The sequence below is a fragment of the Sulfurimonas aquatica genome, from assembly GCF_017357825.1.
Taxonomy (GTDB): domain Bacteria; phylum Campylobacterota; class Campylobacteria; order Campylobacterales; family Sulfurimonadaceae; genus Sulfurimonas; species Sulfurimonas aquatica.
Genome location: NZ_CP046072.1, coordinates 1,175,860 through 1,201,671, shown reverse-complemented (window position 1 = coordinate 1,201,671; position 25,812 = coordinate 1,175,860). Strand labels below are relative to the sequence as shown.

The 25,812-nt window shown below is 34.4% G+C and carries 23 protein-coding genes and 1 riboswitch; of the genes, 13 read left to right on the top strand and 10 right to left on the bottom strand.

The genetic code is table 11. From position 1 onward, the window contains the following. Nucleotides 1–64: 64 nt before the first annotated feature. Nucleotides 65–143: riboswitch (cyclic di-GMP riboswitch) on the bottom strand. 77 nt (nucleotides 144–220) lie between these two features. The 9 genes from GJV85_RS05815 to GJV85_RS05775 form a co-directional block, all read right to left on the bottom strand. Then, nucleotides 221–1,504 (bottom strand): TRAP transporter large permease, encoded by a 1,284-nt coding sequence (locus tag GJV85_RS05815; protein ID WP_207562922.1) that lies wholly within the window; start codon nucleotides 1,502–1,504, stop codon nucleotides 221–223. Next, nucleotides 1,501–1,986, bottom strand: coding sequence for a TRAP transporter small permease subunit (locus GJV85_RS05810; RefSeq protein WP_430739167.1), 486 nt, complete (start codon nucleotides 1,984–1,986; stop codon nucleotides 1,501–1,503). Before GJV85_RS05810 ends, GJV85_RS05815 begins: the two co-directional genes overlap by 4 nt. Before the next feature lie 26 nt (nucleotides 1,987–2,012). Next, nucleotides 2,013–3,758 (bottom strand): Lnb N-terminal periplasmic domain-containing protein, encoded by a 1,746-nt coding sequence (locus tag GJV85_RS05805; RefSeq protein WP_488356352.1) that lies wholly within the window; start codon nucleotides 3,756–3,758, stop codon nucleotides 2,013–2,015. Between the two features lie 146 nt (nucleotides 3,759–3,904). Further along, nucleotides 3,905–4,348, bottom strand: a complete 444-nt coding sequence (locus GJV85_RS05800; protein ID WP_207562920.1) for a DUF3015 family protein — start codon at nucleotides 4,346–4,348, stop codon at nucleotides 3,905–3,907. A 61-nt stretch (nucleotides 4,349–4,409) separates the two neighbouring features. Beyond that, on the bottom strand, nucleotides 4,410–5,855 hold the full coding sequence (locus GJV85_RS05795) for a Mur ligase family protein (protein WP_207562919.1): 1,446 nt from the start codon (nucleotides 5,853–5,855) through the stop codon (nucleotides 4,410–4,412). Beyond that, the gene (locus GJV85_RS05790) at nucleotides 5,856–6,590 is read right to left on the bottom strand and encodes an EstV family lipase (RefSeq protein ID WP_207562918.1); all 735 of its coding nucleotides are present in this window, start codon (nucleotides 6,588–6,590) and stop codon (nucleotides 5,856–5,858) included. Further along, nucleotides 6,591–7,628, bottom strand: coding sequence for a D-alanine--D-alanine ligase (locus tag GJV85_RS05785; protein WP_207562917.1), 1,038 nt, complete (start codon nucleotides 7,626–7,628; stop codon nucleotides 6,591–6,593). Nucleotides 7,629–7,641: 13 nt separating this feature from the next. After that, nucleotides 7,642–8,211 carry a Holliday junction branch migration protein RuvA gene (ruvA, locus tag GJV85_RS05780; protein WP_207562916.1) on the bottom strand — a complete coding sequence of 190 codons (570 nt, stop codon included), beginning with the start codon at nucleotides 8,209–8,211 and terminating at the stop codon, nucleotides 7,642–7,644. Then, nucleotides 8,208–10,115 carry a flagellar assembly protein A gene (locus GJV85_RS05775; RefSeq protein WP_207562915.1) on the bottom strand — a complete coding sequence of 636 codons (1,908 nt, stop codon included), beginning with the start codon at nucleotides 10,113–10,115 and terminating at the stop codon, nucleotides 8,208–8,210. The genes ruvA and GJV85_RS05775 overlap by 4 nt, the downstream gene beginning before the upstream one ends. Before the next feature lie 100 nt (nucleotides 10,116–10,215). On the opposite strand from GJV85_RS05775, the gene murJ reads away from it, so the two are divergent. From murJ to GJV85_RS05730, 9 genes are all read left to right on the top strand, one after another. Continuing rightward, nucleotides 10,216–11,625, top strand: a complete 1,410-nt coding sequence (gene murJ, locus GJV85_RS05770; RefSeq protein ID WP_207562914.1) for a murein biosynthesis integral membrane protein MurJ — start codon at nucleotides 10,216–10,218, stop codon at nucleotides 11,623–11,625. 9 nt (nucleotides 11,626–11,634) lie between these two features. Next, the gene (locus GJV85_RS05765) at nucleotides 11,635–12,492 is read left to right on the top strand and encodes an ADP-ribosylglycohydrolase family protein (protein WP_207562913.1); all 858 of its coding nucleotides are present in this window, start codon (nucleotides 11,635–11,637) and stop codon (nucleotides 12,490–12,492) included. Continuing rightward, a complete protein-coding gene (cysS, locus tag GJV85_RS05760; RefSeq protein ID WP_207562912.1) occupies nucleotides 12,479–13,879 on the top strand; it encodes a cysteine--tRNA ligase in 1,401 nt (466 codons plus the stop codon). Before GJV85_RS05765 ends, cysS begins: the two co-directional genes overlap by 14 nt. Next, the gene (locus tag GJV85_RS05755; protein ID WP_207562911.1) at nucleotides 13,879–14,796 is read left to right on the top strand and encodes a class I SAM-dependent methyltransferase; all 918 of its coding nucleotides are present in this window, start codon (nucleotides 13,879–13,881) and stop codon (nucleotides 14,794–14,796) included. The genes cysS and GJV85_RS05755 overlap by 1 nt, the downstream gene beginning before the upstream one ends. Before the next feature lie 64 nt (nucleotides 14,797–14,860). Then, nucleotides 14,861–17,053 (top strand): response regulator, encoded by a 2,193-nt coding sequence (locus tag GJV85_RS05750; RefSeq protein WP_207562910.1) that lies wholly within the window; start codon nucleotides 14,861–14,863, stop codon nucleotides 17,051–17,053. Between the two features lie 67 nt (nucleotides 17,054–17,120). Then, nucleotides 17,121–18,179 carry a quinone-dependent dihydroorotate dehydrogenase gene (locus GJV85_RS05745; RefSeq protein ID WP_207562909.1) on the top strand — a complete coding sequence of 353 codons (1,059 nt, stop codon included), beginning with the start codon at nucleotides 17,121–17,123 and terminating at the stop codon, nucleotides 18,177–18,179. A gap of 50 nt (nucleotides 18,180–18,229) precedes the next feature. After that, nucleotides 18,230–19,480: a M16 family metallopeptidase gene (locus GJV85_RS05740; RefSeq protein WP_207562908.1), complete on the top strand. Its 1,251-nt coding sequence runs from the start codon at nucleotides 18,230–18,232 to the stop codon at nucleotides 19,478–19,480. Between the two features lie 190 nt (nucleotides 19,481–19,670). Further along, a complete protein-coding gene (dapA, locus tag GJV85_RS05735) occupies nucleotides 19,671–20,570 on the top strand; it encodes a 4-hydroxy-tetrahydrodipicolinate synthase (RefSeq protein ID WP_242689866.1) in 900 nt (299 codons plus the stop codon). A gap of 2 nt (nucleotides 20,571–20,572) precedes the next feature. Further along, complete coding sequence (locus GJV85_RS05730) at nucleotides 20,573–21,355, top strand: enoyl-ACP reductase (protein WP_207562906.1); 783 nt, start codon at nucleotides 20,573–20,575, stop codon at nucleotides 21,353–21,355. Nucleotides 21,356–21,366: 11 nt separating this feature from the next. On the opposite strand, the gene GJV85_RS05725 is transcribed toward GJV85_RS05730, so the two are convergent. Next, on the bottom strand, nucleotides 21,367–21,831 hold the full coding sequence (locus GJV85_RS05725) for a hypothetical protein (RefSeq protein ID WP_207562905.1): 465 nt from the start codon (nucleotides 21,829–21,831) through the stop codon (nucleotides 21,367–21,369). A gap of 129 nt (nucleotides 21,832–21,960) precedes the next feature. On the opposite strand from GJV85_RS05725, the gene GJV85_RS05720 reads away from it, so the two are divergent. From GJV85_RS05720 to GJV85_RS05705, 4 genes are all read left to right on the top strand, one after another. Further along, nucleotides 21,961–22,395, top strand: a complete 435-nt coding sequence (locus GJV85_RS05720) for an ankyrin repeat domain-containing protein (protein ID WP_207562904.1) — start codon at nucleotides 21,961–21,963, stop codon at nucleotides 22,393–22,395. Nucleotides 22,396–22,679: 284 nt separating this feature from the next. Continuing rightward, on the top strand, nucleotides 22,680–23,507 hold the full coding sequence (locus tag GJV85_RS05715; RefSeq protein WP_207562903.1) for a formate/nitrite transporter family protein: 828 nt from the start codon (nucleotides 22,680–22,682) through the stop codon (nucleotides 23,505–23,507). Nucleotides 23,508–23,538: 31 nt separating this feature from the next. After that, nucleotides 23,539–23,979 (top strand): cyanase, encoded by a 441-nt coding sequence (cynS, locus tag GJV85_RS05710; RefSeq protein WP_207562902.1) that lies wholly within the window; start codon nucleotides 23,539–23,541, stop codon nucleotides 23,977–23,979. Between the two features lie 94 nt (nucleotides 23,980–24,073). Further along, nucleotides 24,074–25,795, top strand: a complete 1,722-nt coding sequence (locus GJV85_RS05705; protein WP_207562901.1) for a bifunctional protein-serine/threonine kinase/phosphatase — start codon at nucleotides 24,074–24,076, stop codon at nucleotides 25,793–25,795. Nucleotides 25,796–25,812 lie beyond the last annotated feature (17 nt).

Below are 25,812 nucleotides of genomic sequence, written 5' to 3'. Positions count from 1 at the left end.
ATCCTTAATGAAGTTTAAAATAATCTGCGAGTAAAATGTAGGTTTGACAAAAGTAATGAAGTATATTTGTAACCTGGCGATCTTTACTCAAAAGACCCATAGCTTTCCGTCCTTGCTTCACAACAAGTTTGGCACTTTAAATATGTATGTATCCAATTGTAGGCAAATAATTATTAATTTTAAATTAAAATAAGATACTAGTATTACTATTATTTATATTTTATAAAAAAGCAAAAACAAGATTTGGAAATAATAAAACGAGGCCTAAGCCCATTAACTGCAAGAGAATAAAAGGAATAATTCCTTTGTATATTTCTAAAGTTGAAACGCTATCTCCAGCTGCTCCTTTTAAAAAGAAGAGAGAGAGTCCAAAGGGTGGCGTTAAAAAAGAGGCTTGTAGATTCATCGCTATTAAAACCGCAAACCAGATAGGATCAATTCCAAATGCTGCCATAACAGGTACCAAAATAGGGACAATTATAAAGCTTATCTCAATAAAGTCTATAAAAAAACCTAAAATAAAGATACTTATCATCGCAACGGTAATAAATACCCATACATCCCCTACGTCTTCACTAAAGAACTCCAATATAAGGTCACTACCACCAAGCTCGTTAAATACTAAACTAAATGTAGTGGCTCCAATAAGAATCATAAATATCATCCCACTAAGCTTCATAGTCTCTGACAAGGCATACTTTAACATCTGAGCATTCAGCGTTTTATTTATAGCTGATAATATAACGCCACCAAGTACGCCAAACGCGGCAGACTCTGTTGGAGACGCTATACCCGCAAATATACTACCTAATACAGAGACCATTAGAAGTAGCGGTGGGACTATAGACTTAAAAACTTCATAAAAGGAGATTTTCTCATGAGTAACTATCGCGGGCGCGTCATCTTTGTTTACAAAAGCTCTTATAAGTATGTAAGCGACGTAAAGCCCTACTAAGGCTAGCCCAGGAAGTACTGCGCCCTTAAAAAGATCACCTACGCTTACGCTCATAACGTCGCCTAAAATGATAAGAATGATGGAAGGTGGAATAATCTGACCTAGAGTACCACTCGAAGCGATAGTGCCACTTGCAAGAGATTTGTTGTATCCTGCGTTTATCATTAGAGGAAGAGCTATGACGCTCATCATCACAACAGAAGCCGATACTATTCCAGTAGACGCAGCAAGTATGGCACCTACGAGTACTACGCTTACTCCCAGCCCTCCTCTTACGCTTTTAAAGAGTGAACTCATTGAAAGAAGCAATCGCTCTGCCATACCTGACTTTTCAAGGATGAGTCCCATCATTATAAACAGAGGAACCGCCATAAGCGTCGTGTTATTCATAATCCCATAAATTCTAAATGGCAAAATGTTAAAGACTTCAAAACCAAGTTCGGGCATAACAAACGCGAACATCATCGCTACCCCACCAAATGCAAATGCGACTGGAATGCCAAGAAGTAAAAAAACAAGAGCTACAAGAAACATTATAAACGCTATCATAATACTTTCCACTCTTTATAGCTGTTTATCAACTCTTCGAGTGACTGAAGTAATAATATAATAAATGAAAGCGGCATAAGTGATTTCACTATCCATCTATTACTCAAACCACCTGGGTCTGATGAAGCTTCATTTTGTACAAAACTCATCTCTACAAACCCAACGCCTACGTAAATAATAAGAAACGACAAAGGAAAAATAAAAAAAAGAGTAGTGAGTATATTTATAATTGCCTGTAACTTTGGAGAAAATTTAGCGTAAAAAATATCAACGCGAACATGAGCATTATACTTCAACGTATATGCGATGCTAAGTAGAATCACAACGTCAAAAAAGTGCCACTCTAACTCTTGAAGTGAAGTTGAACCCATTGAAAACAGATAACGGCTTAGAGCGTCAAAAAGGATTAAAACTACTAGTAATACTAATACTAATGCCGTTACATACGATGTAGACTTTACTATATTCTCTATAATTTTCAATAAAAACACCCTAGTTAAAAAATAATTTAATAATAATACCGCAATATGCCAAGAAATGAATGCTCAGTTTTTTTCAGTTTATCTACATATTTATCAATATAGTCGTATTTTAGCACTATTTTAGAGTTTTGCGTTAAGTTAAAACCTTGTGACGCTTTAATGATCGTCTGATTACGCCCATTGTCATAAACTCTTTTTGTAAGTTCTATATTTGTATTGACTAATTTATACTTATCAAAATTCAAACCTACGCTTACTCCTAAACCAGAAGTAAAATCATCTTTTAAGTAAAAGATTGGATCTACTAATGTATAAACAAATGCAAGTTCATTTCCCCAGCTATAACCAGTGCCAATGCTTAGATTAAATATTGCGTCATCTTTAAGATATTCACGATTCCAGCCTATCTTAGTTCTCCAAGAGAGACTTTTAAAAAACTCGCTTCTTTGCGCTAAAGACACTATAGAGAGTATGGTCGCATTTTCAACTTCAACTCCGTTTTTTGAGCTAGAGAGTAGTATATCCATAAATTCTATTTGAGTGCCTCTTAAAAATCCATAGTTGCTATCTTCTAAGTCATGATAAGCTGGTCTCATTCCAAGATATGATTTCATCTCGCCATTGTCGCTTCCAACACCAGCTTGCAGTCTTACAGCTCTATGGCTATCAATTGGATTTGGTGGTGTTTTAATATCTATTTTATTACTTAGACCTAATTTTGCTCGAGCTCTTGTAAATTTATGAAACTTCTCTAAATACTCATCTTTAGTTATCTTCCCCTTACTAAAAAGATATTCTAAATTTTCAACTGTAGCTTCTAGTAGATAACTTTTTTGGGTCACATTTATTTCATTATTATCTATAAGTTCTTCTAACTTATACTCAGAACCGATTAAATTCAGAGGAATTGCTAAATATCTTTCATCTATCAACTCTTCATATTTTAAGAGTATAGTTCTTTTGGATGGTCTATAGCTACTTTTTGTAAGTATATTATTCTCTTTTACTATTTGGACGCTCTCAAGGGGGATAACTTGATACAAAAAAGAATCTCGAAGCTTTAGCTCTTCTCTAGCTACTTCAAGTAACCATAGCATATTGTATGAACAATTTTCTGTAAGAAAAAAATAATCTGAATATACTCCATTTAATTCCCAGATATGCATAAACATTCTCTCTATTTCATCTTCGTTAAGATTTAAATCATATTCCCAAATATCTCTTTGCTCACTATCTCTATACTCTTTGAGCTTTTCATAATATGGTAAAAGTGAATAGCGTCCATAATAACCTCCAAAGAGTCCCTTAATGGCAAAGAATACACCGTTTTCTGTCTCACTATTTACACTAGCAGCATAATTTACAGCATAAGATAAAAGTTTAGAGTTGTAAGACGAATTTATTCGTAAAAACGTATGTCCAAACATCGAAGCAGGAGAGTTTATATGTGCAGATGGAAAAACGAGTGTTACTGATTTAGGGTCTACTCTCTTATAAGTTTTTTCATACTCACTACATACTGCAGTTGGAAAATCTTTAGCCTTTAATTTCTCTTGCAACCATACATATCTTGCTGGAAATCTACATATGCTTGAGTTATCATCAGCTTTTTCATTACTAAAAAAAGCGCTTAACGTAGCTAAAAGTTCTGCTTTAGGGTCCTCTTTTCCATTTATTGATAAAAAGAAGTTTTCATCATCTATCTCACTCTCATTATTTTCCATATGCAAAAGTGTATGCCAATATCGTTGATTATAGAGTTCAAGTTTAATAGCTCTATTATGATAACTTTCTAGAGTTGATGAGTATAAAAAAGTTGTAATAAAAAGTGTGAGAAATATAATTTTAGTAGTGAAGATGAAAAACCCTGTTTAAAGAAGTAAACTAAAGCAGATTGGAACTGCTTTAGTTAAAGTGACTATATAGCCGTTGTAGAAATATTATCTAAAACATCAGCCATTTTAACTGACTTGCTACTATAAATCTTGTTATAGTTTGTTTGAAGAGACGCGCTAAACATAGCCTTGTCTTCAACTTCTAAAAGTTCAGCTAAAGTATCTAAACTCTCACCATGACCTACAGAAATCTCTTTTGCTAAAATATCCATGTTTGAAGCAACAAATTCAGATGCTCTTTCATTCATAACAAATTTAGTTTTCTTACAACCCATCGTTCCTAGTGTAATGGCAATAGACTGACTGGCCATTGCATTTGTTGTTCCCTGTAATGCTAACATAATTGCAGTAGAATCATCTTTAATAATAATTGCTCCAAGTCCACAACCTGTTTGATTATTAACACCTGCAAATGCAACACTACTAAGAGCAACAACCGCTGCAATACTTACTATAATTTTTTTCATTCTAAGCCTTTAATTTAAGATAAACTATTCTAGGCCATATAAGCTTAATAGTTTCTATATATTAAATAAAATTAGGGGCATCATTTGCAAAAAGGATTATATCACCCTCTTTTGTCTGATTTGCAAGTATAGTTGTTAGTTTAGACTTATCTGGCAGCATAACTTTGTTTTTAACTTTTAAGTTTTTATCAAATAGTTCAGCGTTTAAAGAACCTGTTACTATGACCGTATCAAAAACCTCATTTATAGCTTCTATGAGTCTTAGATTTAATTCTTTAGTACTCTCAACAAGTCCTGGTGTTACTATTACTTTATCTCCACTATGAAGTGAGCATAACCTTACGCCTTCTAGCATCCCATCTATGTTTCCATTATAGCCATCATCTAAGATGAGTTTTCCACCCGCTTTTATCATCTGGAGTCTATGCTCAACTGGTTCTAGTTTTTTAACGCCCTTAACTATCTCTTCATCACTCAAACCAAAGTACTTTGCTATTCTCACGGCAACGGCAATATTCATAGTTTGAAACTCGCCTAGTATATCAGTGTGAAGTTCTAGGACTGTATCATCAAGGTCTATTTTAAAGTCAATTCCATCTAGGTTTGCGTTTATATCAGAGAGTTCGTCTCCAAAAAAGGTAACTTTGTCATGTGGCTCATCCGTAACGCTAGTATGGATAAAAGCTTTTTCTAAACGCGGCGACTTCATAAGCTCAAGCTTTGTAGCTATAATGTTTTTAAGAGATTTAAAGTACTCTATATGAGCTTCGCCTACGCGTCCAACTACAACGGTTTGTGGCTCTATAAATGTTGCTATAGCATATATGTCGCCACTCTCACGCGCGCCAGCTTCACATACGTAAACTTGTGTATCTTCAGGTAGAGAGTTATTTATATCTCCCATAATGCCACCCAGAGTATTTACACTTCTTGGAGTTGCGTAAACTCTATACTTTACGCTTAACATCTGCGCTACAAAGTTTTTAATACTTGTTTTTCCATAACTACCAGTTATGCAGATAGTTTGAAGTTTTTCCATAGACTGTAACTTGCGTTTAGCCTCTTTTTTATAGGTCATAAAAAGAAACTTTTCAATTAAATGACTACCTATGTAAGCCAATGCTAAAGGCATAAATACGCCATATGTCTCACAAGCGTCTTTTAAAGTACATAGTACATCTTGAAATAGAGTAAGTGATATAAGTAAAATCAAGAAACGCTTTACACGCCAAGTAAGTACTAGTTTTTTGTCTAAACTTTTATGCCAAATAATCATAGAGGGTAAAACAGCAAAGAGAAAAAAGATAGTAAAAAATTTACCCGTAGTATAGTAAGCTATAAAAGGGATAATAAAATAGATAATATGCCAATGAGCTTTATGATGTTTTAATATAACGCGAGAAAGGCTGTAGTTATACCATTGTAGGTTTGTTATAAGATACCAGCCTAAAAGAGTAACAAAGAGAGCGTTAGTTGCAAATGCTATTAGTATTTCATACTCTTGCATCTAGTGCTCCAGTGTTTGCAAAAAAGTTTTTTCTACTTTTTCTGAAATATCTTTAGAATTTTTACCAAAAAAGAAGTGATCGCCATCATAAACTTCCAATTTTGAGTCTTTAATGAGCTGATTAATTTTTTCACCTGATGAGAGAGGTGTCGCTGTGTCTTCTTTGCCCCAACATAACAGTGCTTTTCCATCATAAGAGGAAAATTCATGGCTAAAATCTTCATCCACTACGTTCTTAAATGTCTCATACATTGGTTCACTCAAACTTTTAGCATCATCAGCTACAAAAAGTGACCGTAGTTTTGCAAACCCGAAGACTTTAAGCGTTTTAAACAGAGCGATTTTTGTTTGCACCTTAAGTGATTTTGTTCTATATATACCTGCACTAGCCACTAAAATCAATACTTTTGGATTAAGTAGAGTTGCCACTTTTCCACCAAACGAGTGACCAAGTACAATACTTTTTGACGCGTTTATATGTACCATCAAAAGCTCAACTATTCTTGCAACATCTGGCGTCTTTAAAGCTACGCTACATGTTGATTTTCCAAAACCAGGCAAATCAATATATATATGACGAAAAGCGCTCATGTAAGGTGAAAAAGCATTTTTCATTATAGTTTTGTTACTTCCCCAACCATGGAGGATGATAATATCTACCTTTGCATCAGGGTTGATAATCTCATAGCTTATATCAAAAGTGTGCTGATTATATTGGATAGATTTTAGAGCCATCTACTTCCCTTTTGCCTTAGAAATTGAATGAATATAATCATATGAGACTTTTATTGATTTTGGTGTTTTTAACTCACTAGAAATATTTTCTATACATTTACTAAAGTCTTTAAAGAGATAGTTTGCCATTGAGCCTGGAATCGGATTTATTTCATTGAGTAAAACTTCTCCATTTACAACAAAGAAGTCGCATCGTATCAAAGCCCCTTCAAAAAGTTCTCTATAGACTTTTTCAAACGTTGCTTTTAACTTTACAGTAAGCTCATCACTAATATCTGCTTTTAAAACACTTTCACTTCTAGAGAAGTCCATATACTTTTTCTCAAAGTCCAAAAACTCTTCTTTTTGAGGCTCTTCAACTATAGAGAAGTAAATCTCATCATTAAACATATAACCAGCTAAGTTATACTCCTTAACACCTTCTATAAAATTCTCAACTAAAACATTATTATCATACTCAAAAGCGCTATCAAGTGCATAATCAAGCTGACTCTCTTCTTTAACTATACTAACGCCAATAGAGCTTCCTAGAGTTGCTGGTTTTACTATAAGAGGATAATCTAAAGTCATATTTTTATGTTCATTCGAACTTAGTACTTCATAGTTAACAGTTTTTATACCTTTTGACTCACAAAGGTATTTCGTATATCTTTTATCATAAGAGAATGTACAAGCATCATTTCTTGGCCCAATATACTTAATGCAAAAGAAGTCTAAAACAGAAGCTATAGTACCATCTTCACCATCTGCACCATGAATAAGGTTAAGAACAACGTTTGTATGCTTTTTTTTGCTCATCAAACTCTTTTGTAAAAAGCCACCTCTTGTTAGTACTAGTTGTGGCATTTTTTTATAATCGCCATGACTAAACGTTGTAGCTTTCATTTTAAGTGGGTTAATTAGATAGAAGTTATGTTTTTCATCACAAAAGATAAAGCTTAACTCAAAACTAGATAATTTTTCTTTTAATGTGATAGCACTTACCACACTTATCTCATGCTCAAAACTCGCTCCACCAAATAAAATCGTTAATCTCAATATATTTTTCCTTTTAAAGTGTTTGTAATAATTTTAGTGCACCTTTTACAAGTAAGGCAGTATCATCACCTTCACATGCAGATAGTGCTTTACTTATTTTGTCTTTTTTAAATCCAAGTGCTTCAAGTGCTTCGCTTGCCTCGCTAAACGCTAAAGAGGATGGATTACTATTCTCAGATGAGAGAATTTCAGCATCGAAACCATTAAGTTCCACTAAAATTCGCCCTGCACTCTTTGGTCCTATGCCTGGAACTTTTTTCACGCCATTTATATCTTTGTTATTGATAACGGTTGCAAATTGAGAGGGTGTGTATGTTGAGCATATCGCCATAGCTACTTTAGGACCAACACCATTTATTTTTATTAGTCTTGCAAACATCTTTTTTTCACTTATGTCCAAGAAACCAAAAAGAAGTTGTGCATCTTCTCTAATTATATGTGTTATAAATATTTCTATATTATCTTTAGGAAGTGCTGAAAATGATTGCAAAGATATGAAAACTTCATAAATAACACCATGTACATCTATGTGAACAAAACTTGGCTCTTTATACTTTACCCTACCATTTAAGCCCACTATCATTCAGTCATAGCCTGTATCTCATACTGACCCGGTTCAATCTCAACAACTCCAAAAATCTTATCTGGTGAACCCTGTGCTGGTTTATGCACAAGTCTTACAGGTGGTTTAACAAGCTGAAATACAATCTCATTGTATCCTACCCAGTGATCCCTATTTATAATTCTTGCTTCACAGATATCATCCTGAAAAGATGAAGTTTTACTTTTTTGAAGCTTCAGTTGGTCCACTTTTACACCGTAAGTCGTTTGCTTCTCTTTTAGTTGCTCTTGTACTTCAGTAAATTGCTTATACTTTTTCACAAATGAAGATGGCATTTTTACTCCACTCTTTTTATAACTAACAAGTCTTTTTTTTATGTCGTTAAACGCAGCCGCTCCATCTTTTACCAGTTGGGTATATTTTTCTACTTCCTTTGATATCTCTTTGATCTCTATTTCTAGTTTTTCAATAATCCCTTTGTTTTCATTAAGGCCCTCTTGCTTTGACTTTTTAATCATAGGATCAATAGTAAATGTATTTTCACTACCCTGAAGTTTTTTTATCTCTATAAGATGAGACGCAATAGCATCTACATGTGAGGCACATATCTCTATGTAAATCTCTTTAGCACGTATTTTTCCACCTACTGCCTGTGAGATATTAACCTTTGTACCGTTAACTTCACCATGCTCAAGCCTAGTAACTTTAACACTCTTTCCAAAAGCCGTACCTTTGTGTACGTTTATATCGAGCTTATCGGCCCTGACAATAGAACTGCCATGAGTTTGACCGCCAATGGTAGCCTTCATTGCTGTTACCTTGGCGTTTGAGCCAACATTTCCATCAATGTCAATCTCAGTTACCTCAACTTCCATACCAGCACCTATGGCATCTTTTACTGCATCCGTCTCTTTTACGCTTAAATTTACATCAGAGTCAAGTCCGCTTATGATATTTCCAGTTGTTTTAAAACTCACTTCACCAATATCCATATCTGTTTTAATATAGTATGTATTATCATCAAACGCTATATAGCCATTTTCCTTAGATATATACTGTACGGAGTTTTGAGTTTCTACTTCTTTTATACTATCGCCAATACTAAAAGTAACTTCATTTGAAATAGTAGGTTCACTTGGTTGCATAAACTCACCCCTACAATTTCTACCAGGAAGTCCAAGTTTTGGCTTTATATATTCTATTAGAACCTCGCCCTCACGTACACTTTGAATAAAACCTCGAGATGCATAGTCAACTTTCGTATCTTCATCTATATCTTCTTTATCTTCATAATGTAAAATAAGTGTATCATTTGTAGTTTCAGTGGGCTCAAAACCCTCTGCAATGAGTATAGTCTTTGACTCTTTAAAAACCAAACTATCTTGTACTCTAACTATAGCTGAAATTTTAGCAATAGAATCATCTAACATCTCATCAAAAATATTTATAAGTATTCCAGCTCTAATTTTTTTCTTATTTATAAGGATTCTTAACTCTTGATCGAGTCTTTTACTATATGTAAGTGATGAACCAGCAGCAATGCTGAGATAAACTTTACATTTACTAGCGTTAGCGCCAACAGCAATTTTAAAATTACTGTATGGGTTCTCTTCTTCTGTATTTATAGAATATATCTCTATCTCATAAGTCTGTTTAATTTGGAAAAATTTATTTAAAAGTGCTGTCTCATCATCAAGTTCATACAGGTTACCCTCTTGTACACTTTCCCACTCTGACTCTTTTGTAGCATCATTTACTCTAGTATATGTATGAACTTCTAAGATATTAAAATCTAAACTCTCTGGTTTGACATTATAACTCTTGGCTAAAGAGACTATCTCTCTGGCAACATTTTGAGTTCTTATAACTGTAGGCTGAACGATTTTTGATTTTGTAGCTTTATCTTTAGAGCCAAATAGTGCCATACTTTATCCACCAAACCTGATTTAGTTTTATTTTAGTGTTAATTTTAACGAAATATTTGTTAATATGATGTAAATATAATATATATCTACAAAGAAGCCTATGTTTAAAGCCATTTTTACCAATAGTTTTGGGATTTTGTTCTCAAGAGTTTTAGGATTTATCAGAGATTTACTTACAGCTTCGGCTCTTGGTGCGAATATTTACAGTGATATCTTCTTTATCGCGTTTAAACTACCTAACCTTTTTCGTAGAATCTTTGCTGAGGGTGCTTTTACCCAAGTATTTATACCTGCTTTTGCAAGATCAAGACATAAAGCAGTTTTTTCTGTAAATATTTTTTTTGTTTTTCTCTCTATCATCCTACTGATAACTCTTTTAGTAAATATCATTCCCGAACTCTTTACAAAAGCCATTGCTGTTGGTTTTGATGCACAGACTATTGAGATAGCATCCCCTTATGTAGCTATAAATTTTTGGTACTTACCTCTTATATTTTCTATGACATTTTTAAGTGGGATGCTTCAGTATAAAAACCATTTTGCAACCTCTGCATTTTCTACGGCGCTCTTAAACCTCTCCTTGATAGTAGCGATATATCTCTCAGAAGACAAAACGCAGAGTGAAATAGTTTACTACCTTAGTTATGGCGTTGTAGTAGGTGGAGTGCTACAACTTATAGCACATATCATTGCCGTGCAGCAGATGGGTCTAGCAAAACTTCTTCTAGGTGGTTTTAAATACCTTAAAGTGAAGTCTATTCTTATAAAAAAAGATACTAAAAAATTTAGAAATAACTTTTTTCCAGCAATGTGGGGGAATTCAACTGCACAAGTAAGTGCATTTTTAGACACATTTTTAGCCTCTTTTTTAGTAACTGGTTCTATCTCTTATCTCTACTATGCAAACAGAATTTTTCAGCTTCCTCTTGCTCTTTTTGCCATTGCCACTTCTATAGCTCTCTTTCCTAGAATTGCTCGCTATCTAAAAAACAGTGATGAAGAAAAAGCAAAAGAAAATCTAAAAAAAGCTTTTTGGTTTTTAATGTTTTTACTTACTGCTAGTACTATAGGAGGAATTGTTCTCTCACATGAGATTACATGGTTGCTTTTTCAAAGAGGTGCTTTTAGCTCTAACGATACACAAAACACCACTGCCGTTTTACAGATGTATATGATAGGACTTTTGCCTTTTGGACTGCAGAAGCTATTTGTTCTATGGCTCTATGCAAAAGAGATGCAAAGAAGAGCTGCTAAAATTGCTACTATTTCACTGCTCTCATATATAGTTTTAGCCTTAGCATTTATTTCTCCTCTTGGAGTCTCAGGTTTGGCGTTAGCTAGTACTTTAGGTGGTTTTGTAAGTTTTTTCTTTACACTGAGAGTGTTTGGAATGAAAAACTTTTTTGATATACTTCGCTCAAAAAACAGTATCTATCTTATAGTTTGCGCTATTATATTTACAATAGTACTACTCTACATTCAAAAGTACATAAATCAATTTATAATTTAAAGGCTTATCATGAACAAACAAATCACAAACTCTATTTTAGCTTCTCTTGCAGCTGATGCTTACTCACTGGGTGCTCATTGGGTATATGATGAAGCACAACTCAATGCTTTAAATATAGATTGGGAAACGCTTAACGATGCACAAGCTATGTGGCATAAAGGTAAAGTAAAAGGTGACTTTACTCATTACGGTGACCAAACACATTATCTTTTAGAGTATGTAAGTAAGCATGGCTCTTTCAATAAAGAAGATTTTCATGCATACTGGTCGAAAAAAATGTCAGATTATGATGGTTATATAGATGGTGCTACTCGTAATGCGCTTGAAAATATGGGTGGTGAATCAAGTGACTTAAGCATATGTGGTCGTATAGCTCCCCTACTTATTTGTTCAAAAACAAAAGAGGAGTTTTTAAACTCTGTAAATGAGTTTGTAGAGATAACGCATAATAGTGAACTCGCTAAAACATCAACAAGATTTTTTGCCCAACTACTCTGGGACTCTATGCAAAATCCTAACATCATTGAAAATATACAAAAGTTAAAAGAGAGTTATCCAAGTTTAAAAAAGTGGATAGAAGAAGCGCTTGCTAGTAAAGATGTAGATAGCGTAAAAAGCATTAGAAGTTTTGGGCCTGCTTGTGGCATAGATGGTGGATTCGCTGGCGTTATTCACCTTTTAGCTCAAGATGATAGTTTTAAAAACATCATGCAAAAAAATGCAAAAGCGGGTGGCGATAGTTCAGCAAGGGGCATGGTTGTAGCAATGATTTTAGCAACAAAAGACGATATGAAAATCCCTACGGAGTGGGTTGAAAATATAAATTTAATAAAAGAGATTAGAGAAAACCTAAATGAAAATATATGATTCAGTACAAAAAACAAAGTTAGCGTTTAATCCACTACAAGAGGGAAAAGTATCTCTATATGTTTGTGGCCCAACAGTATACGATGATGCTCACCTAGGACATGCAAAATCTGCACTGGTTTTTGACCTTTTAACGCGAGTTCTTCGCGCTAATGACTATGACGTTACCTATGCAAGAAATATCACGGACATTGACGATAAAATCATCAAAAAAGCGATAGAGCAAAACAAAAGCATAGAAGAAATTACAGATTTTTATACAGCATCATTTCATAAAGAGATGGAAGCTATTGGTGTGAATAAACCAGACATAGAGCCTAAAGCGACACAAAATATAGAAGCAATGATAGAGATGATACAAAAGCTTATAGATAACAACCATGCTTATGTAACTTCTGAGGGCGATGTCTATTTTGATACTGCAAGTGATAGTGAGTATTTAACTCTTTCAAAACGCATTCAAGATGAAGAGGATAAGCAAGAGAGAGTTGAAAGCTCCGGACTCAAACGCAATAGCGCCGACTTTGCGATGTGGAAATCTGTAAAAGATGATACTATAACCTACCCTTCTCCTTTTGGTCCTGGCCGTCCTGGATGGCATTTGGAGTGCTCGGCTATGATAGAAAAACATCTTGCTCAAGAAGGTACAAGTGCGGCAGTAGATATTCATGGTGGTGGAGCGGATCTACTTTTTCCTCACCATGAAAATGAAGCAGCTCAAACAAGATGTAGTTCAAACCACAAACTTGCAAACTACTGGATGCATAATGGTTTTGTAAATATAGATGGAGAGAAGATGTCAAAGTCTTTAGGAAATAGTTTTTTTCTTAAAGACGCTCTAAAAGAGTACGACGGAGAGGTTCTGCGTTTTTATCTTCTTAGTACTCACTACAGAAGTAACTTTAACTTTAACTCAGAAGATCTGAGCACAGCAAAAAAACGTCTAGATAAGATCTATCGACTTAAAAAGCGTCTCTTTGGTCTTGCCGACAACACGGAGAGCAGTAAGTTTCAAGTGGAGATTTTAGCTGCTTTAAGTGATGACATGAATGTCTCTACTGCTTTAGCGCTCATTGAAGAGATGATATCTAATGCCAATGAAACCCTTGACACTCCGGGAAAACATAAACTGCTAAAAAAAGAGACTATTTCAAATCTAAAATATATAGAGACTATTTTAGGATTTGGTGTTAAAAATCCATTTGAGTATTTTCAATTTGGTATGGATGAAGATACAAAAGAGAAATTAACTTCACTTATTGCCAAACGCGACGAAGCAAAAAAAGAGAAAAACTTTGAGCTCTCAGACACTCTACGTGATGAGATACTCTCATTTGGCGTTAACTTAATGGATACACCACAAGGTAGCTTCTGGGAAAAGGTCTAATGAGAGTAGAAGATATAAAAAATCACCTTGTAGAAAAATCACAAGCTACTAATGAGGAGTTTAAAAGACTTTTTCATGGTCGTGGTGGCTTATATGATGGTTGGAAGCACCTTACTATTGATTCTATTGACACTATCTTAAGCGTCGCACTTTATTTTAAAGAAGAGAGTGAAAGCGAACTTTTAAATATGCTTGTAGAGTTTACCAATGCGTCAAGATATGAAACCTTAGTGGTGCAGCTGCGTTATCTTCCAGGTTCTCCTAGTGAAGTTTTGGTCGGTGAACTCTCGGATGATATCTATGTAGTTGAAAATGGTATGAAAATAAAACTCAACCTCCTCTCAAATAAAAATAGTGGCTACTTTCCAGATATGAAAAATGGTCGAGAGTTTGTTCGTGAAAATACTAAAGATAAAAAAGTACTCAATCTCTTCTCTTACACTTGTGCATTTTCTTTAGCTGCAAAGTTTGGCGGGGCATATGAAGTAGTTAATGTTGACATGAGTAAGGGAGCTTTAAAAGCAGGAATGGCAAACCACTCCTTAAATGAGTTAGACCCTCGTGGCGTGAGTTACCTTCCTTATAACATTTTAAAATCATTCTCTTCACTTAAACGCAAGGGTCCATTTGATTTAATCATCATCGATCCTCCCACCTTTCAAAGAGGAAGCTTTGAAGCAACTAAAGATTATGAAAAGATTATAAAAAAACTACCACAAATAGCAAGCGAAGATTGTATACTGCTTTCATGTTTAAATTCACCCAACCTAGAGAGTAGTTTCATCATCGATTTAATAAGTGAATGGTCACCAAGTTTTAAGTTTATAAAAAAACTAGAAAATCTAGAAGAGTTTGCAAGTGACGATGAAGAAAAAAGTTTAAAAAACCTCATATTTAAAAGAAGTTCTTTAAAATAAAGTCTTAATGCAACAAATTTATGTTAACATTTATAAATATGAATTTTATTCACAAGAGGTATCGATGTTAGATTCTAATCTATTCAGTTCTAATGAAACTATTCGAGATTATAAAATATTAATAGTTGAAGATAGTGAATTTATAAATAACTCCATAAAAAAGACTTTAGATAGATTTGAATATAACTGCGATCAAGCACATACACTTCATGAAGCATCAGCTTTTTTAAATGAATCGACTTATGATTATGTTCTCCTAGATTTAAACCTCCCTGATGGTTCAGGATATGAACTTGTAAACAAAATAACTTCTCTTACAGATGCTAAAATCATCATACTTACATCAGAAACTGACATAGAGCAACGAGAGTCTCTTTTTAGAGATGGAATACTTGATTACATAGTAAAAGATAAGTACTTTAATGATGCAGTATCTGAGATACACACAACTATCCAAAAGCTAGAAAAAAATAAACAATCGACTATTTTGATTATAGATGACTCTGAGTTTTTACAAGACCATATAAACAGTGTCCTCCGCATTAGAAACTATAATACTATCTCAGCTCTCACTTCTAAAGATGGGTTAGATAAAATCTCTTCAACACAGACAAGTATAATAATCCTAGATATGGAACTACCAGATATACATGGACTAGACCTACTTAGACGAATCAAAAAAAATAAAAAGCTCTCTCATATTCCTATAATGATTCTCTCAGGATATCAAACGCCAGAATTAGTTAGAGATAGTTTTAAAGCAGGATCTTTTGATTTCATAAAAAAACCTTTTCATATTGAAGAGTTAGTCTTAAAAGTAGACCTCGCTATCGAAGCAGATAGAAAAAATAGAAACATACTTATGCAAAGAAATATGTTAAACCACTATAACAATGCACTTGAGAAAAGTTGTATCATAACTCGGACTAACACAAAAGGTGTTATTACTTATGTAAATGAAAACTTTACCCGCTTATCTGGCTATACAAAGGCTGAACTTATCGGGCAAAAACACTCAATCTATAGACATAAAGATATGCCTGACACTCTCTTTAAAGATCTATGGCAAACTGTACAAAGCAAAAAAACATGGTACGGAATCATAAAAAACATAAGTAAAGATGGCAATACCTATGCCCTAGATAGTGTTATAAACCCTATACTAGACTATAGTGGCAATATAATCGAGTATATGTCTATAATGGTTGATATCACTAATATAGAAAATGAAAAAAATTCACTTGCAACTGATTTAAGTATCTCAAATCAAAATTTTTCACAAGCAATGAAAAACGCTAAAGAGTACGAAAGAGCGATAGATGAAAGTAACATACTCTCACGTACTGATATAAATGGAAATATTACTTACGTAAATAGAGCATTTTGTGAAATCTCTGGCTATACTGAGTCTGAACTCATAGGAAATACCCATAGAGTTGTCAAAGACCCATCTACTCCTATTAAAAAGTACAAAGAGTTATGGAGTACCATCACATCAGGTAAAATTTGGAATAGTCAGTTACGTAATAGATCCAAAAATGGAGACATTTACTATTTAGACACTACAATTGTTCCAATATTTGATGATAATGAAAATATTCTTGAGTACTTAGCCATTAGGCATGATGTAACAAAAATTGTCGAGTTTCACCAAGAGATAGAAGAGACCCAAAAAGAGGTTATCTATAAAATGGGAGAGATAGGAGAGAGTAGATCAGAAGAGACCGGCTACCACGTAAAACGTGTAGCACTCTACTCTAAACTTCTTGCTAGTCTAGTTGGACTGAGTGAAGAGGAGTGTGAGATTCTCTATTCAGCCTCACCTATGCATGATATTGGAAAAGTAGGTATACCAGACTCTATTTTGAAAAAACCAGGGAAACTTGAGATAGATGAATGGAAAATAATGATGACCCATGCGGATATAGGTTATGGTATTTTAAAAGATTCTAGACGCCCTATTCTTAAGGCAGCCGCTATAGTTGCAAAAGAGCATCATGAACAGTGGGATGGAACAGGTTATCCTGATGCCTTGTCTGAGGATAAAATTCATATATATGGTCGCATTACAGCTATAGCAGATGTTTTTGACGCACTTGGAAGTGATAGATATTACAAAAAGGCATGGCCATTAGATGATATACTTGAGTACTTCAAAAAAGAGAGGGGTAAACATTTTGACCCACAACTTGTAGATCTTTTCTTTGAAAATTTAGATAAATTTCTTGAAATTAGAACTGAGTATACAGAGTCTTAGTTTTATTAGTTACTTAGCAAATTTTTAGTACAATCTCTCCAAATTTACTAGTAGGTATAATCACACAATGATAAACTATCAATCTATAAAACCACTCCTTTTTAAACTAGAACCAGAAAATGCCCACCACTTAGCTGCATCTGTGCTAAGACTTCCAAATATATGCCAGATTCCATTTAATTCTTTTTTAGAGTCTCACTTTATAAATGATGAGATTTTAAACCAAGAGCTTTTTGGTCGTACTTTTTTAAATCCAGTAGGACTTGGTGCAGGATTTGATAAAAATGCTACGATGATTAGAGGGATTCAAACTCTTGGATTTGGTTTTACTGAAATAGGCACCGTAACGCCAAAGCCACAAGATGGAAACCCAAAACCTAGAATGTTTCGCCATATAGAAGAAGAGACTCTTCAAAATGCTATGGGCTTTAACAATGAAGGTGCCCTAAAAGTCATCAAAAGACTCAAAAAGAGATTTCCATTTTCAACGCCAATAGGTGTAAATATAGGAAAAAACAAAGTAACAGCTGAGAAAGATGCCATAAACGACTATACACATCTTATAAAAGCGTTTGATGGTCTTGGTGACTACTTTGTTATCAACATATCTTCTCCAAACACTCCAGGTCTTCGCGACTTGCAAAATGAAGAGTTTATTGGTGAACTTTTCAAACAAGCCAAAGTGCTTACAAAAATGCCAATTCTTTTAAAAATCGCTCCTGACATGGAGATAGAAGACGCTGTTACACTTACAAAAATGGCGGTAGAAAAAGGCGCTGATGGTATCATCGCAACAAACACCACTATAGACTACTCACTTGTAAAAGAGCCTAAAGAGATAGGTGGACTCAGCGGCGCAGTCTTAAAGAAGCAAAGTTTTAAAATCTTTGAAGCTATAGCAAAAGAGCTTTATGGTAAAACTACACTAATTTCTGTTGGCGGTATAGATTCTGCAGAAGAAGCGTACAAGCGAATAAAAGCGGGAGCTTCACTTGTTCAGATATATAGCGGTCTTGTTTTTCATGGTCCTGATATGATTATGAACATAAACAAAGGTTTAGTTGAACTACTAAAAGCGGACGGATACACAAATATCACTGAGGCAATCGGAATCGATAGAAAATAATGAAAATAACAAAAATATTTTTAACACTAATACTAACTTTAGGAACACTAATGGCATCTTCACTACCAAAATACGAGACTCAAACTCTAAAAAATGGACTACAAATAGTAGTTATTCCACTTCATAACAATACAAATGTTATCTCTACTGATATCTTTTATAAGGTCGGAAGTCGTAACGAAGTAATGGGAAAAACTGGTATAGCACATATGCTTGAACATATGAATTTTAAATCAACTAAGAACCTTCAATCTGGAGAGTTTGACAAAGAGGTAAAGAGTGTTGGTGGAGTTAACAATGCATCAACTAGCTTTGACTATACTCACTACTATATAAAATCAAGTACAAAAAATCTTAACAAATCTATAGATTTATATGCTGAACTTATGCAAAACCTTAACCTTAAAGATGAAGAGTTTCAACCTGAACGCGATGTTGTAACTGAAGAGAGACGTTGGAGAACAGATAACTCTCCACTTGGTTACCTTTACTTTAGACTCTTTAACAATGCTTACCTTTACCATCCATACCACTGGACTCCTATTGGTTTTATGAATGATATAAGAACTTGGGAGTTAAAAGATATTCAAGATTTCCATAAGACTTACTACCAGCCAAGTAATGCCATCTTAATGGTAACAGGTGATGTAGATCCTAGAGACGTCTTTAAACGCGCTAAAAAAGCCTTTGGCAAGATAAAAAATAGTGCTGCTATACCTGAGTTCAAATTTGTTGAACCAGAACAAGATGGTGCTAAACGCGTAACAGTTCATAAAGATAGTGAAGTTGAAATGCTCGCTATTACTTTTCATATTCCTGACTTTAAGCACAAAGACCAAGTAACATTGAGTGTAATCTCAGAAATCCTCTACTCTGGAAAAAGCTCGCGTTTATATAAAGAACTTGTAAATAAAAAACATCTTGTAAATAGTGTTTATGCTTACAATATGGAAAATATAGATCCAGCTCTTTTTATATTTATGGCGACGTGTAACCCTGGCGTTAAAGCTGAAGAGGTTGAAAAAGAGCTGATTAAGCAAATAGAACTTATGAAAAACACAGAGGTTACAAAAGCTGAACTTGAAAAAGTGAAAATCAATACAAAATCAGACTTTATCTACTCTTTAGAGAGTTCAACTTCAGTTGCAAATCTTTATGGAAGTTATCTAGTGCGTGGTGATATAACGCCACTTATGACTTATGAAGATGATATTCAAAAAGTTACTGCTAAAAAAGTACAAAAAGTAGCAAATAAATACTTTGACTTTAAAAAGTCCACTACTCTTATTTTAAAGAAATAACTAAAGAGTGTCTTCATCTTTTGAGTATATAAAAAAATATACTTAAAAGACAATTTTAGAGTCATTCTACAGAGTATCCCCAGCTCTGTAAAAACTTCAAAAGGCTCTTAAAAAGAGAGTTTTTTTCACCTCAAAATAAGTAACTTTAAATATATTTAGCTATAATTGCCCATTATTAATATAGAGGAAAATTATAATGAATATAGTAACAGGTTCTTCAACAGCTCTAATAACTCCTTTTAAAAATGGAAAACTAGATGAGCAGTCATATGCCGCTTTGATTAAACGCCAAATAAACAATGGCATGGATGCTGTATGCCCAGTTGGAACAACTGGTGAGAGTGCAACTTTATCATCTGATGAAGACAGAAGATGTATGGAAATTGCAGTTGAAGTTTGTAAAGGCACTACTACAAAAGTACTTGCAGGCGCTGGAAGTAACTCTACTTCAGAAGCAATTCTTGCTGCAAAAAATGCGCAAGAGTGTGGAGTCGATGCTATATTTTCAGTTGCACCTTACTATGTTAAACCTTCACAAGAAGGATTATATCAGCACTATAAGGCTATTGCCGAGTCAGTTCCTGATCTTCCTTTTATGCTTTACAATGTTCCAGGACGTACTGTAGTTGACATAGAAGCCGAGACAGTTATCAGACTTTTTGATGATATACCAAATATTTACGGTATCAAAGAGGCTACGGGTTCACTAGAGCGTGCTATTGCACTTCTATCTGCTAGACCTGACCTTAAAGTATTTTCTGGGGATGACGCTATTGACTTTCCTATGCTTGCAAATGGTGGAGCTGGAATCACTTCCGTAACATCAAACTTAATGCCTGACTTAAAATCAGAGATAGTAAGACTAACTCTTGCTGGTAATTTTACTGCGGCAAAAGCTATCAATGACAAACTCTATCCACTAAACTCTGTAATGTTTTGTGAGGCCAACCCTATTCCTATCAAAGCGGCAATGTATATAGCTGGACTTATAGACACTCTAGAGTATAGACTTCCTCTTCTTGCTCCAAGTGTAGAAAATATGAAAAAAATTGAACAAGTAATGAAAAATTACGAGATAAAAGGATTATAAGAATGAGCGAAAAAACTATGACTGGAAAGACACTATTTATATCTGGTGGAACTCGTGGTATTGGTAAAGCAATAGTTTACGAATTTGCATCAAAAGGGTGTGATGTAGCGTTTACTTATGCTTCAAGTGCAGATACGGCAAATGAAATCATTGCTGATATCGAAGCTAAATATGGTGTTAAATCTCGTGCTTATAAACTAGATATTTTAGAGCCATTAACTTATAAAGATGTTTATAAAGAGTTTGATGAAGATTTTGATAGATTAGATTTTTTCATATCAAACGCTATTATCTCTGGTCGTGCTGTTGTTGGTGGATTTGCTCCATTCATGAGACTTAAGCCAAAAGGTCTTGGGAACATTTATACTGCAACTGTTGAAGCATTTGTTGTTGGTGCGCAAGAAGCAGCTAAGAGAATGGAGAAAGTTGGTGGTGGTTCTATCATCTCTATGAGTTCTACTGGTAACCTTGTATACACTCCAAACTATTCAGGTCATGGTACAAACAAGGCGGCAGTTGAGACTATGGTTCGTTATGCTGCGGCTGAGCTTGGTGAGAAAAACATTAGAGTAAACGCAGTAAGCGGTGGCCCAATAGATACAGATGCACTTAAAGCTTTCCCTAATTATGAAGAGGTAAAAGCGGAAGTTGTTAAACGCTCTCCACTAAGCCGTATGGGTGATGCAACTGACTTAACAGGTGCTTGTTCATTCCTTTGTTCTGACGCAGCTTCTTGGTTAACTGGTCAAGCTATAGTCATCGATGGTGGTACATCTTTTCAGTAGAGGTAGATAAACTACCTCATACCTTTTTGCATACCTTTCATTCCCTTTTGACCTTTATTGCCTTTTCTATTCTCAATAAACATCGCGATTACTTGAGCATACTGATCTTTTGTTAAGATTTTTCGTAAATTTTCTCTACAAAGAGTTTTGATTTTTATTATCTCTCTACGTGCATCTAGCATAGTTTCAGCTTTTTTGATTACATCTTTGTCAGTAGTGAGAGCTTCCATCATAAGTGCTTTTTCTTCACTTATCACTAGTTGTATCAACTTGATCATGTTTGGCTTATTATCTCTTGACCATGTCTTCAAATCTTTTATCTGCGCTTCACTCAACTTTAAAGTCGAGGCATTATTAAGACTCAAACTCACTAAATTCGGTAAAGGATTCGCATGACGCATGTTTTGCATCATATTTGCCGAAACACTCAATTGTGTCATTAAGAAAACTGCTGCTACTATTAGTATTTTTTTCATTCTTCTGTCCTTTTATATTGTATACGAATATTATATATAATTAAATGTTAATTATATGTTAAGAGGAAGTTTCTGTTTATTAAACTTAAAGAGCTATACTTTAGTATAATAATATGAGAAGGAAACAATATGCAAACAATCAATTCTTTATCACAAGAAACACAAGGTAAGATCAACTCTTATGGCGAGGACTTCAAAGATATATTTGAAGCTATAGAAAAAGTAGTATATAAAAATGACATTGGACTTTTTACATCTATTGTTAATGAATTAGAAGATCTTAATATTCAAAATAATTATGGATGGTCACTGCTACATATAACCATTAGAAGAGACCGTAGAGAGATGGTGCAACTTTTACTAGATAAAGGTGCAGATATAAACATACTCGATGGTGTTGGCTGGACTCCTCTAATGGAGTCTATTATGGATGATATGCCAGAGTTATGCAAGCTTCTTGTAGAAAAAGGTGCCGACAAGTCAATAGCAAACTTAAGAGGTGCTACAGCTCCTATGCTAGCCCAAAAATTTGGAAGAACTTCTATGTATGAGGTACTTTCATAATATAATCATTGAATATTTAACCCTCTGATAAATTAGACTTTTTACACACACTCAATTTAGTTTTTTTGAGTAAAAAGTCTATTTTTATATACTTCACTTTTTCCATTTCTATATTTTCACATATCAATCATTTTACATATAATATTATTAAATCCCATTTATTAATTAATGTAAAATTAAGCTTTTCTTGTATAAAAATCATACAATCTATATCACATTTTTATATCACTAGAATGTATACTTTTACTAATACAATTAGATTGTAAAAAAATTAAGGAATTAAAATGTCGTATATAGTACCAACTGAATTCGTTACAAAAATGGTTGACTCCGGTGAGTCTAAGGTTTATATGTCCACAAGTGACACACTAATAAGAGCTTTCATGGCAGGAGCGATTCTAGCGCTTGCAGCTGTTTTTGCTATTACTGTAGCAATGAAATCAGGCTCATTTATATTAGCTTCAGTATTATTCCCTGTTGGGTTTATAATGCTTTACTTAATGAAGTTTGATCTATTAACTGGTGTTTTCATGTTAGTTCCATTAGCTTGGCTAGATAAACGCCCAGGCGTTACTATCCCTCAAATACTACGTAACTGGGGTCTTGTTGCTTTAGGTAACTTAGGTGGTGCACTTACTGTTGCATTTTTGATGGCTTTCATTTTCACTTATGGTACTTTTGATCCAAATATAGCTGGTTTTGGTGGAAAAATAGCTACAAAGGTTGCTGGTATTGGTGAAGCTCGTACTTTAGGTTACCAAGCACATGGTGTTACAGGATGGATAACGGTATTTATTCGTGGTATGTTATGTAACTGGATGGTTGCTATGGGTGTTGTTGGTGCTATGGTTTCTACTACAGTAAGTGGTAAAGCGATTGCAATGTGGATGCCAATTATGCTGTTCTTCTTTATGGGTTTTGAACACTCAATCGTTAACATGTTTTTATTCCCATTCTCTTTAATCATGGGTGGTGACTTTACAATTCTTGACTACCTTTTATGGAATGAAGTTCCAGTTGCTATGGGTAACTTAGTTGGTGGTCTACTGTTTACTGGTTTAACTCTTTACTTTACACATGTTAAAGAGAGCCCAAAAAGAAACTTAGGTTAATCGTTAAGCAAAAAAATAAAGGATAATTAAGATGACAAAAATTGAAATGACGGAAGAGATAATTTTAGCTAAGAAATCAAAAGGTCTTAGCTGGGAAGACATAGCAGGCAAGGTTGGACTTTCTCCAGTCTTTTTAACGTCTGCTTGTTTAGGTACGAACTCTCTTAAACCTAAAGCAGCTACAAAGCTGTGTAAGGTCTTGGGATTAAGCGGCGATGTCTTAGCTACAATTCAAGAGTATCCAATGAAGACTTGGGATTTTGGTATTCCACAAGATCCTTTTGTATATCGTTTTTATGAGATTACCGGAGTATATGGTGAGACTATGAAAGAGATCGTTCAAGAGAAATTTGGAGATGGAATAATGAGCGCGATAGACTTTTCACTTGACATCGACAAAGAAGAAGATCCAAAAGGCGATAGAGTTGTTATTACTATGAATGGAAAGTTTTTACCATATAAATCTTGGTAGAAGTTATAATATCTACTTGAAAAATGTAAGAGAAACCAAAATATAATGGTTTTTCTTACACTCTTTTTATCTAAAGCTCAAAGGGTCTTAAAATATGAAAAAAAAACTTGCAGTATCAGTTAGCGAGTACTCCGACAAGGGAGTAAAAGAGATAAATCAAGATTTTCATGATGTTTTAATCCCAAAAGAACCCCAACTTACAAGTAAAGGCATTGCAATCGCCTTAGCTGATGGCATAAGTAGTAGTGCTGTGAGCCAAGTCGCTAGTAAAACCGCCGTTACGTCATTTTTGAGCGATTATTTCTCAACACCAGAGACATGGAGTGTAAATAAATCAGCCCAAAGAGTCATTAACGCTACAAACTCTTGGCTGTACTCACAAAGCAAGCAGGGCCAATACCATTATGATAAGAACAGAGGTTATGTCTGTACTTTAAGTGCGATGGTTCTTCGCTCGACTACAGCACATATATTTCATATTGGGGACTCACGAATATATCGTCTTAGAGACGCGGAGCTTGAACTACTCACGGACGATCATCGCATTTGGGTTTCAAGTGAGAAAAGTTATCTCTCTCGCGCTTTAGGAATTGATTCACATATCTATCTTGATTATAAGAGTTTTCAAGTTCAAGAAAATGATGTATATCTCTTTATGACCGATGGCGTTTACGAGTTTCTTGAAGAAAAATTTATAATAAGTTCAGTAATAGACAACAGTGATAGTTTTGAAAAAATAGCAGATATCCTAGGTAAGCATGCCTATGCAAATAAGAGTGACGACAACATAACGGTACAACTTGTTAGAGTTGATTCTTTACCCGATAGAGAGATAAATGAAATAACGCAAGAGCTTACCAACAAACCATTTGCTCCGATACTGAGTGAAAGAGAGTCCTTTGATGGTTACACAATTGTACGTGAACTTAGTGGTACAAGCAGAAGTCATGTCTACTTGGCCATTGATGATGATACAAACGAGCAAGTCGTTATAAAAACACCATCTTTAGAGTTTCAAGATGACAAGGCTTATCTAGAGAGATTTATGATGGAGGAGTGGATCGCCATTCGTATAAATAATACAAATGTGGCCAAATCATATCTCGCTTCTCGACAGCGTAACTATATCTATATTGTCACAGAGTATATAGAAGGACAAACGCTAACGCAATGGATGATTGATAATCCGAATCCAGATATGGAGAGTGTGCGTTTAATGGCTGAACAAATCGCTAGAGGCATTCAAGCCTTTCATAGACTCGAGATGATCCATCAAGACTTACGTCCAGAAAATGTTCTCATAGATAAAAATGGTGCTGTTAAAATCATAGACTTTGGCTCAACAAGAGTTGAAGGGATCTCTGATATAAACTCTTTTATAGAACAAGAAAACCTTCAAGGAACAGCACAGTACTCAGCTCCTGAGTATTTTATAGGAGAGAGTGGCACTGCATCTAGCGATGTCTTCTCACTTGGCGTTATAGTTTACCAGATGATAAGCGGTAAACTTCCCTATGGAGTGGAAGTAGCCAGATATAAAACAAAAAAAGAGCAACGAAAACTAAAGTACACTCATCTTTACTCTGATGAGAAGAACATACCGATATGGATAGAAGAGACTCTTAAAAAAGCGCTTCAAGTCAATCCATATTATCGTTATAATGAACTCTCAGAATTTATTTATGATTTACGTCATCCTAACTCTGAGTTTTTAAAAAATAGCCGTCCACCACTATTAGAGAGGAATCCTCTTCTCTTATGGAAAAGTATCTCATTTATTTTAACTTTAATAATTTTCGTTTTAATTACCAAGTGATAAAGAGTTAATATAAA

What these genes read in the sequence shown, in the direction of transcription:
- cynS (WP_207562902.1), top strand. Translation starts at nt 23,539, where the DNA reads ATGACAAAAATTGAAATGACGGAAGAGATAATTTTAGCTAAGAAATCA.
- GJV85_RS05795 (WP_207562919.1), bottom strand. Translation starts at nt 5,855, where the DNA reads ATGCAAGAGTATGAAATACTAATAGCATTTGCAACTAACGCTCTCTTT.
- GJV85_RS05775 (WP_207562915.1), bottom strand. Translation starts at nt 10,115, where the DNA reads ATGGCACTATTTGGCTCTAAAGATAAAGCTACAAAATCAAAAATCGTT.
- GJV85_RS05750 (WP_207562910.1), top strand. Translation starts at nt 14,861, where the DNA reads ATGTTAGATTCTAATCTATTCAGTTCTAATGAAACTATTCGAGATTAT.
- GJV85_RS05815 (WP_207562922.1), bottom strand. Translation starts at nt 1,504, where the DNA reads ATGATAGCGTTTATAATGTTTCTTGTAGCTCTTGTTTTTTTACTTCTT.
- GJV85_RS05800 (WP_207562920.1), bottom strand. Translation starts at nt 4,348, where the DNA reads ATGAAAAAAATTATAGTAAGTATTGCAGCGGTTGTTGCTCTTAGTAGT.
- GJV85_RS05705 (WP_207562901.1), top strand. Translation starts at nt 24,074, where the DNA reads ATGAAAAAAAAACTTGCAGTATCAGTTAGCGAGTACTCCGACAAGGGA.
- GJV85_RS05740 (WP_207562908.1), top strand. Translation starts at nt 18,230, where the DNA reads ATGGCATCTTCACTACCAAAATACGAGACTCAAACTCTAAAAAATGGA.
- cysS (WP_207562912.1), top strand. Translation starts at nt 12,479, where the DNA reads ATGAAAATATATGATTCAGTACAAAAAACAAAGTTAGCGTTTAATCCA.
- GJV85_RS05790 (WP_207562918.1), bottom strand. Translation starts at nt 6,590, where the DNA reads ATGGCTCTAAAATCTATCCAATATAATCAGCACACTTTTGATATAAGC.
- GJV85_RS05755 (WP_207562911.1), top strand. Translation starts at nt 13,879, where the DNA reads ATGAGAGTAGAAGATATAAAAAATCACCTTGTAGAAAAATCACAAGCT.
- GJV85_RS05715 (WP_207562903.1), top strand. Translation starts at nt 22,680, where the DNA reads ATGTCGTATATAGTACCAACTGAATTCGTTACAAAAATGGTTGACTCC.
- GJV85_RS05765 (WP_207562913.1), top strand. Translation starts at nt 11,635, where the DNA reads ATGAACAAACAAATCACAAACTCTATTTTAGCTTCTCTTGCAGCTGAT.
- murJ (WP_207562914.1), top strand. Translation starts at nt 10,216, where the DNA reads ATGTTTAAAGCCATTTTTACCAATAGTTTTGGGATTTTGTTCTCAAGA.
- GJV85_RS05745 (WP_207562909.1), top strand. Translation starts at nt 17,121, where the DNA reads ATGATAAACTATCAATCTATAAAACCACTCCTTTTTAAACTAGAACCA.
- GJV85_RS05730 (WP_207562906.1), top strand. Translation starts at nt 20,573, where the DNA reads ATGAGCGAAAAAACTATGACTGGAAAGACACTATTTATATCTGGTGGA.
- GJV85_RS05720 (WP_207562904.1), top strand. Translation starts at nt 21,961, where the DNA reads ATGCAAACAATCAATTCTTTATCACAAGAAACACAAGGTAAGATCAAC.
- ruvA (WP_207562916.1), bottom strand. Translation starts at nt 8,211, where the DNA reads ATGATAGTGGGCTTAAATGGTAGGGTAAAGTATAAAGAGCCAAGTTTT.
- GJV85_RS05725 (WP_207562905.1), bottom strand. Translation starts at nt 21,831, where the DNA reads ATGAAAAAAATACTAATAGTAGCAGCAGTTTTCTTAATGACACAATTG.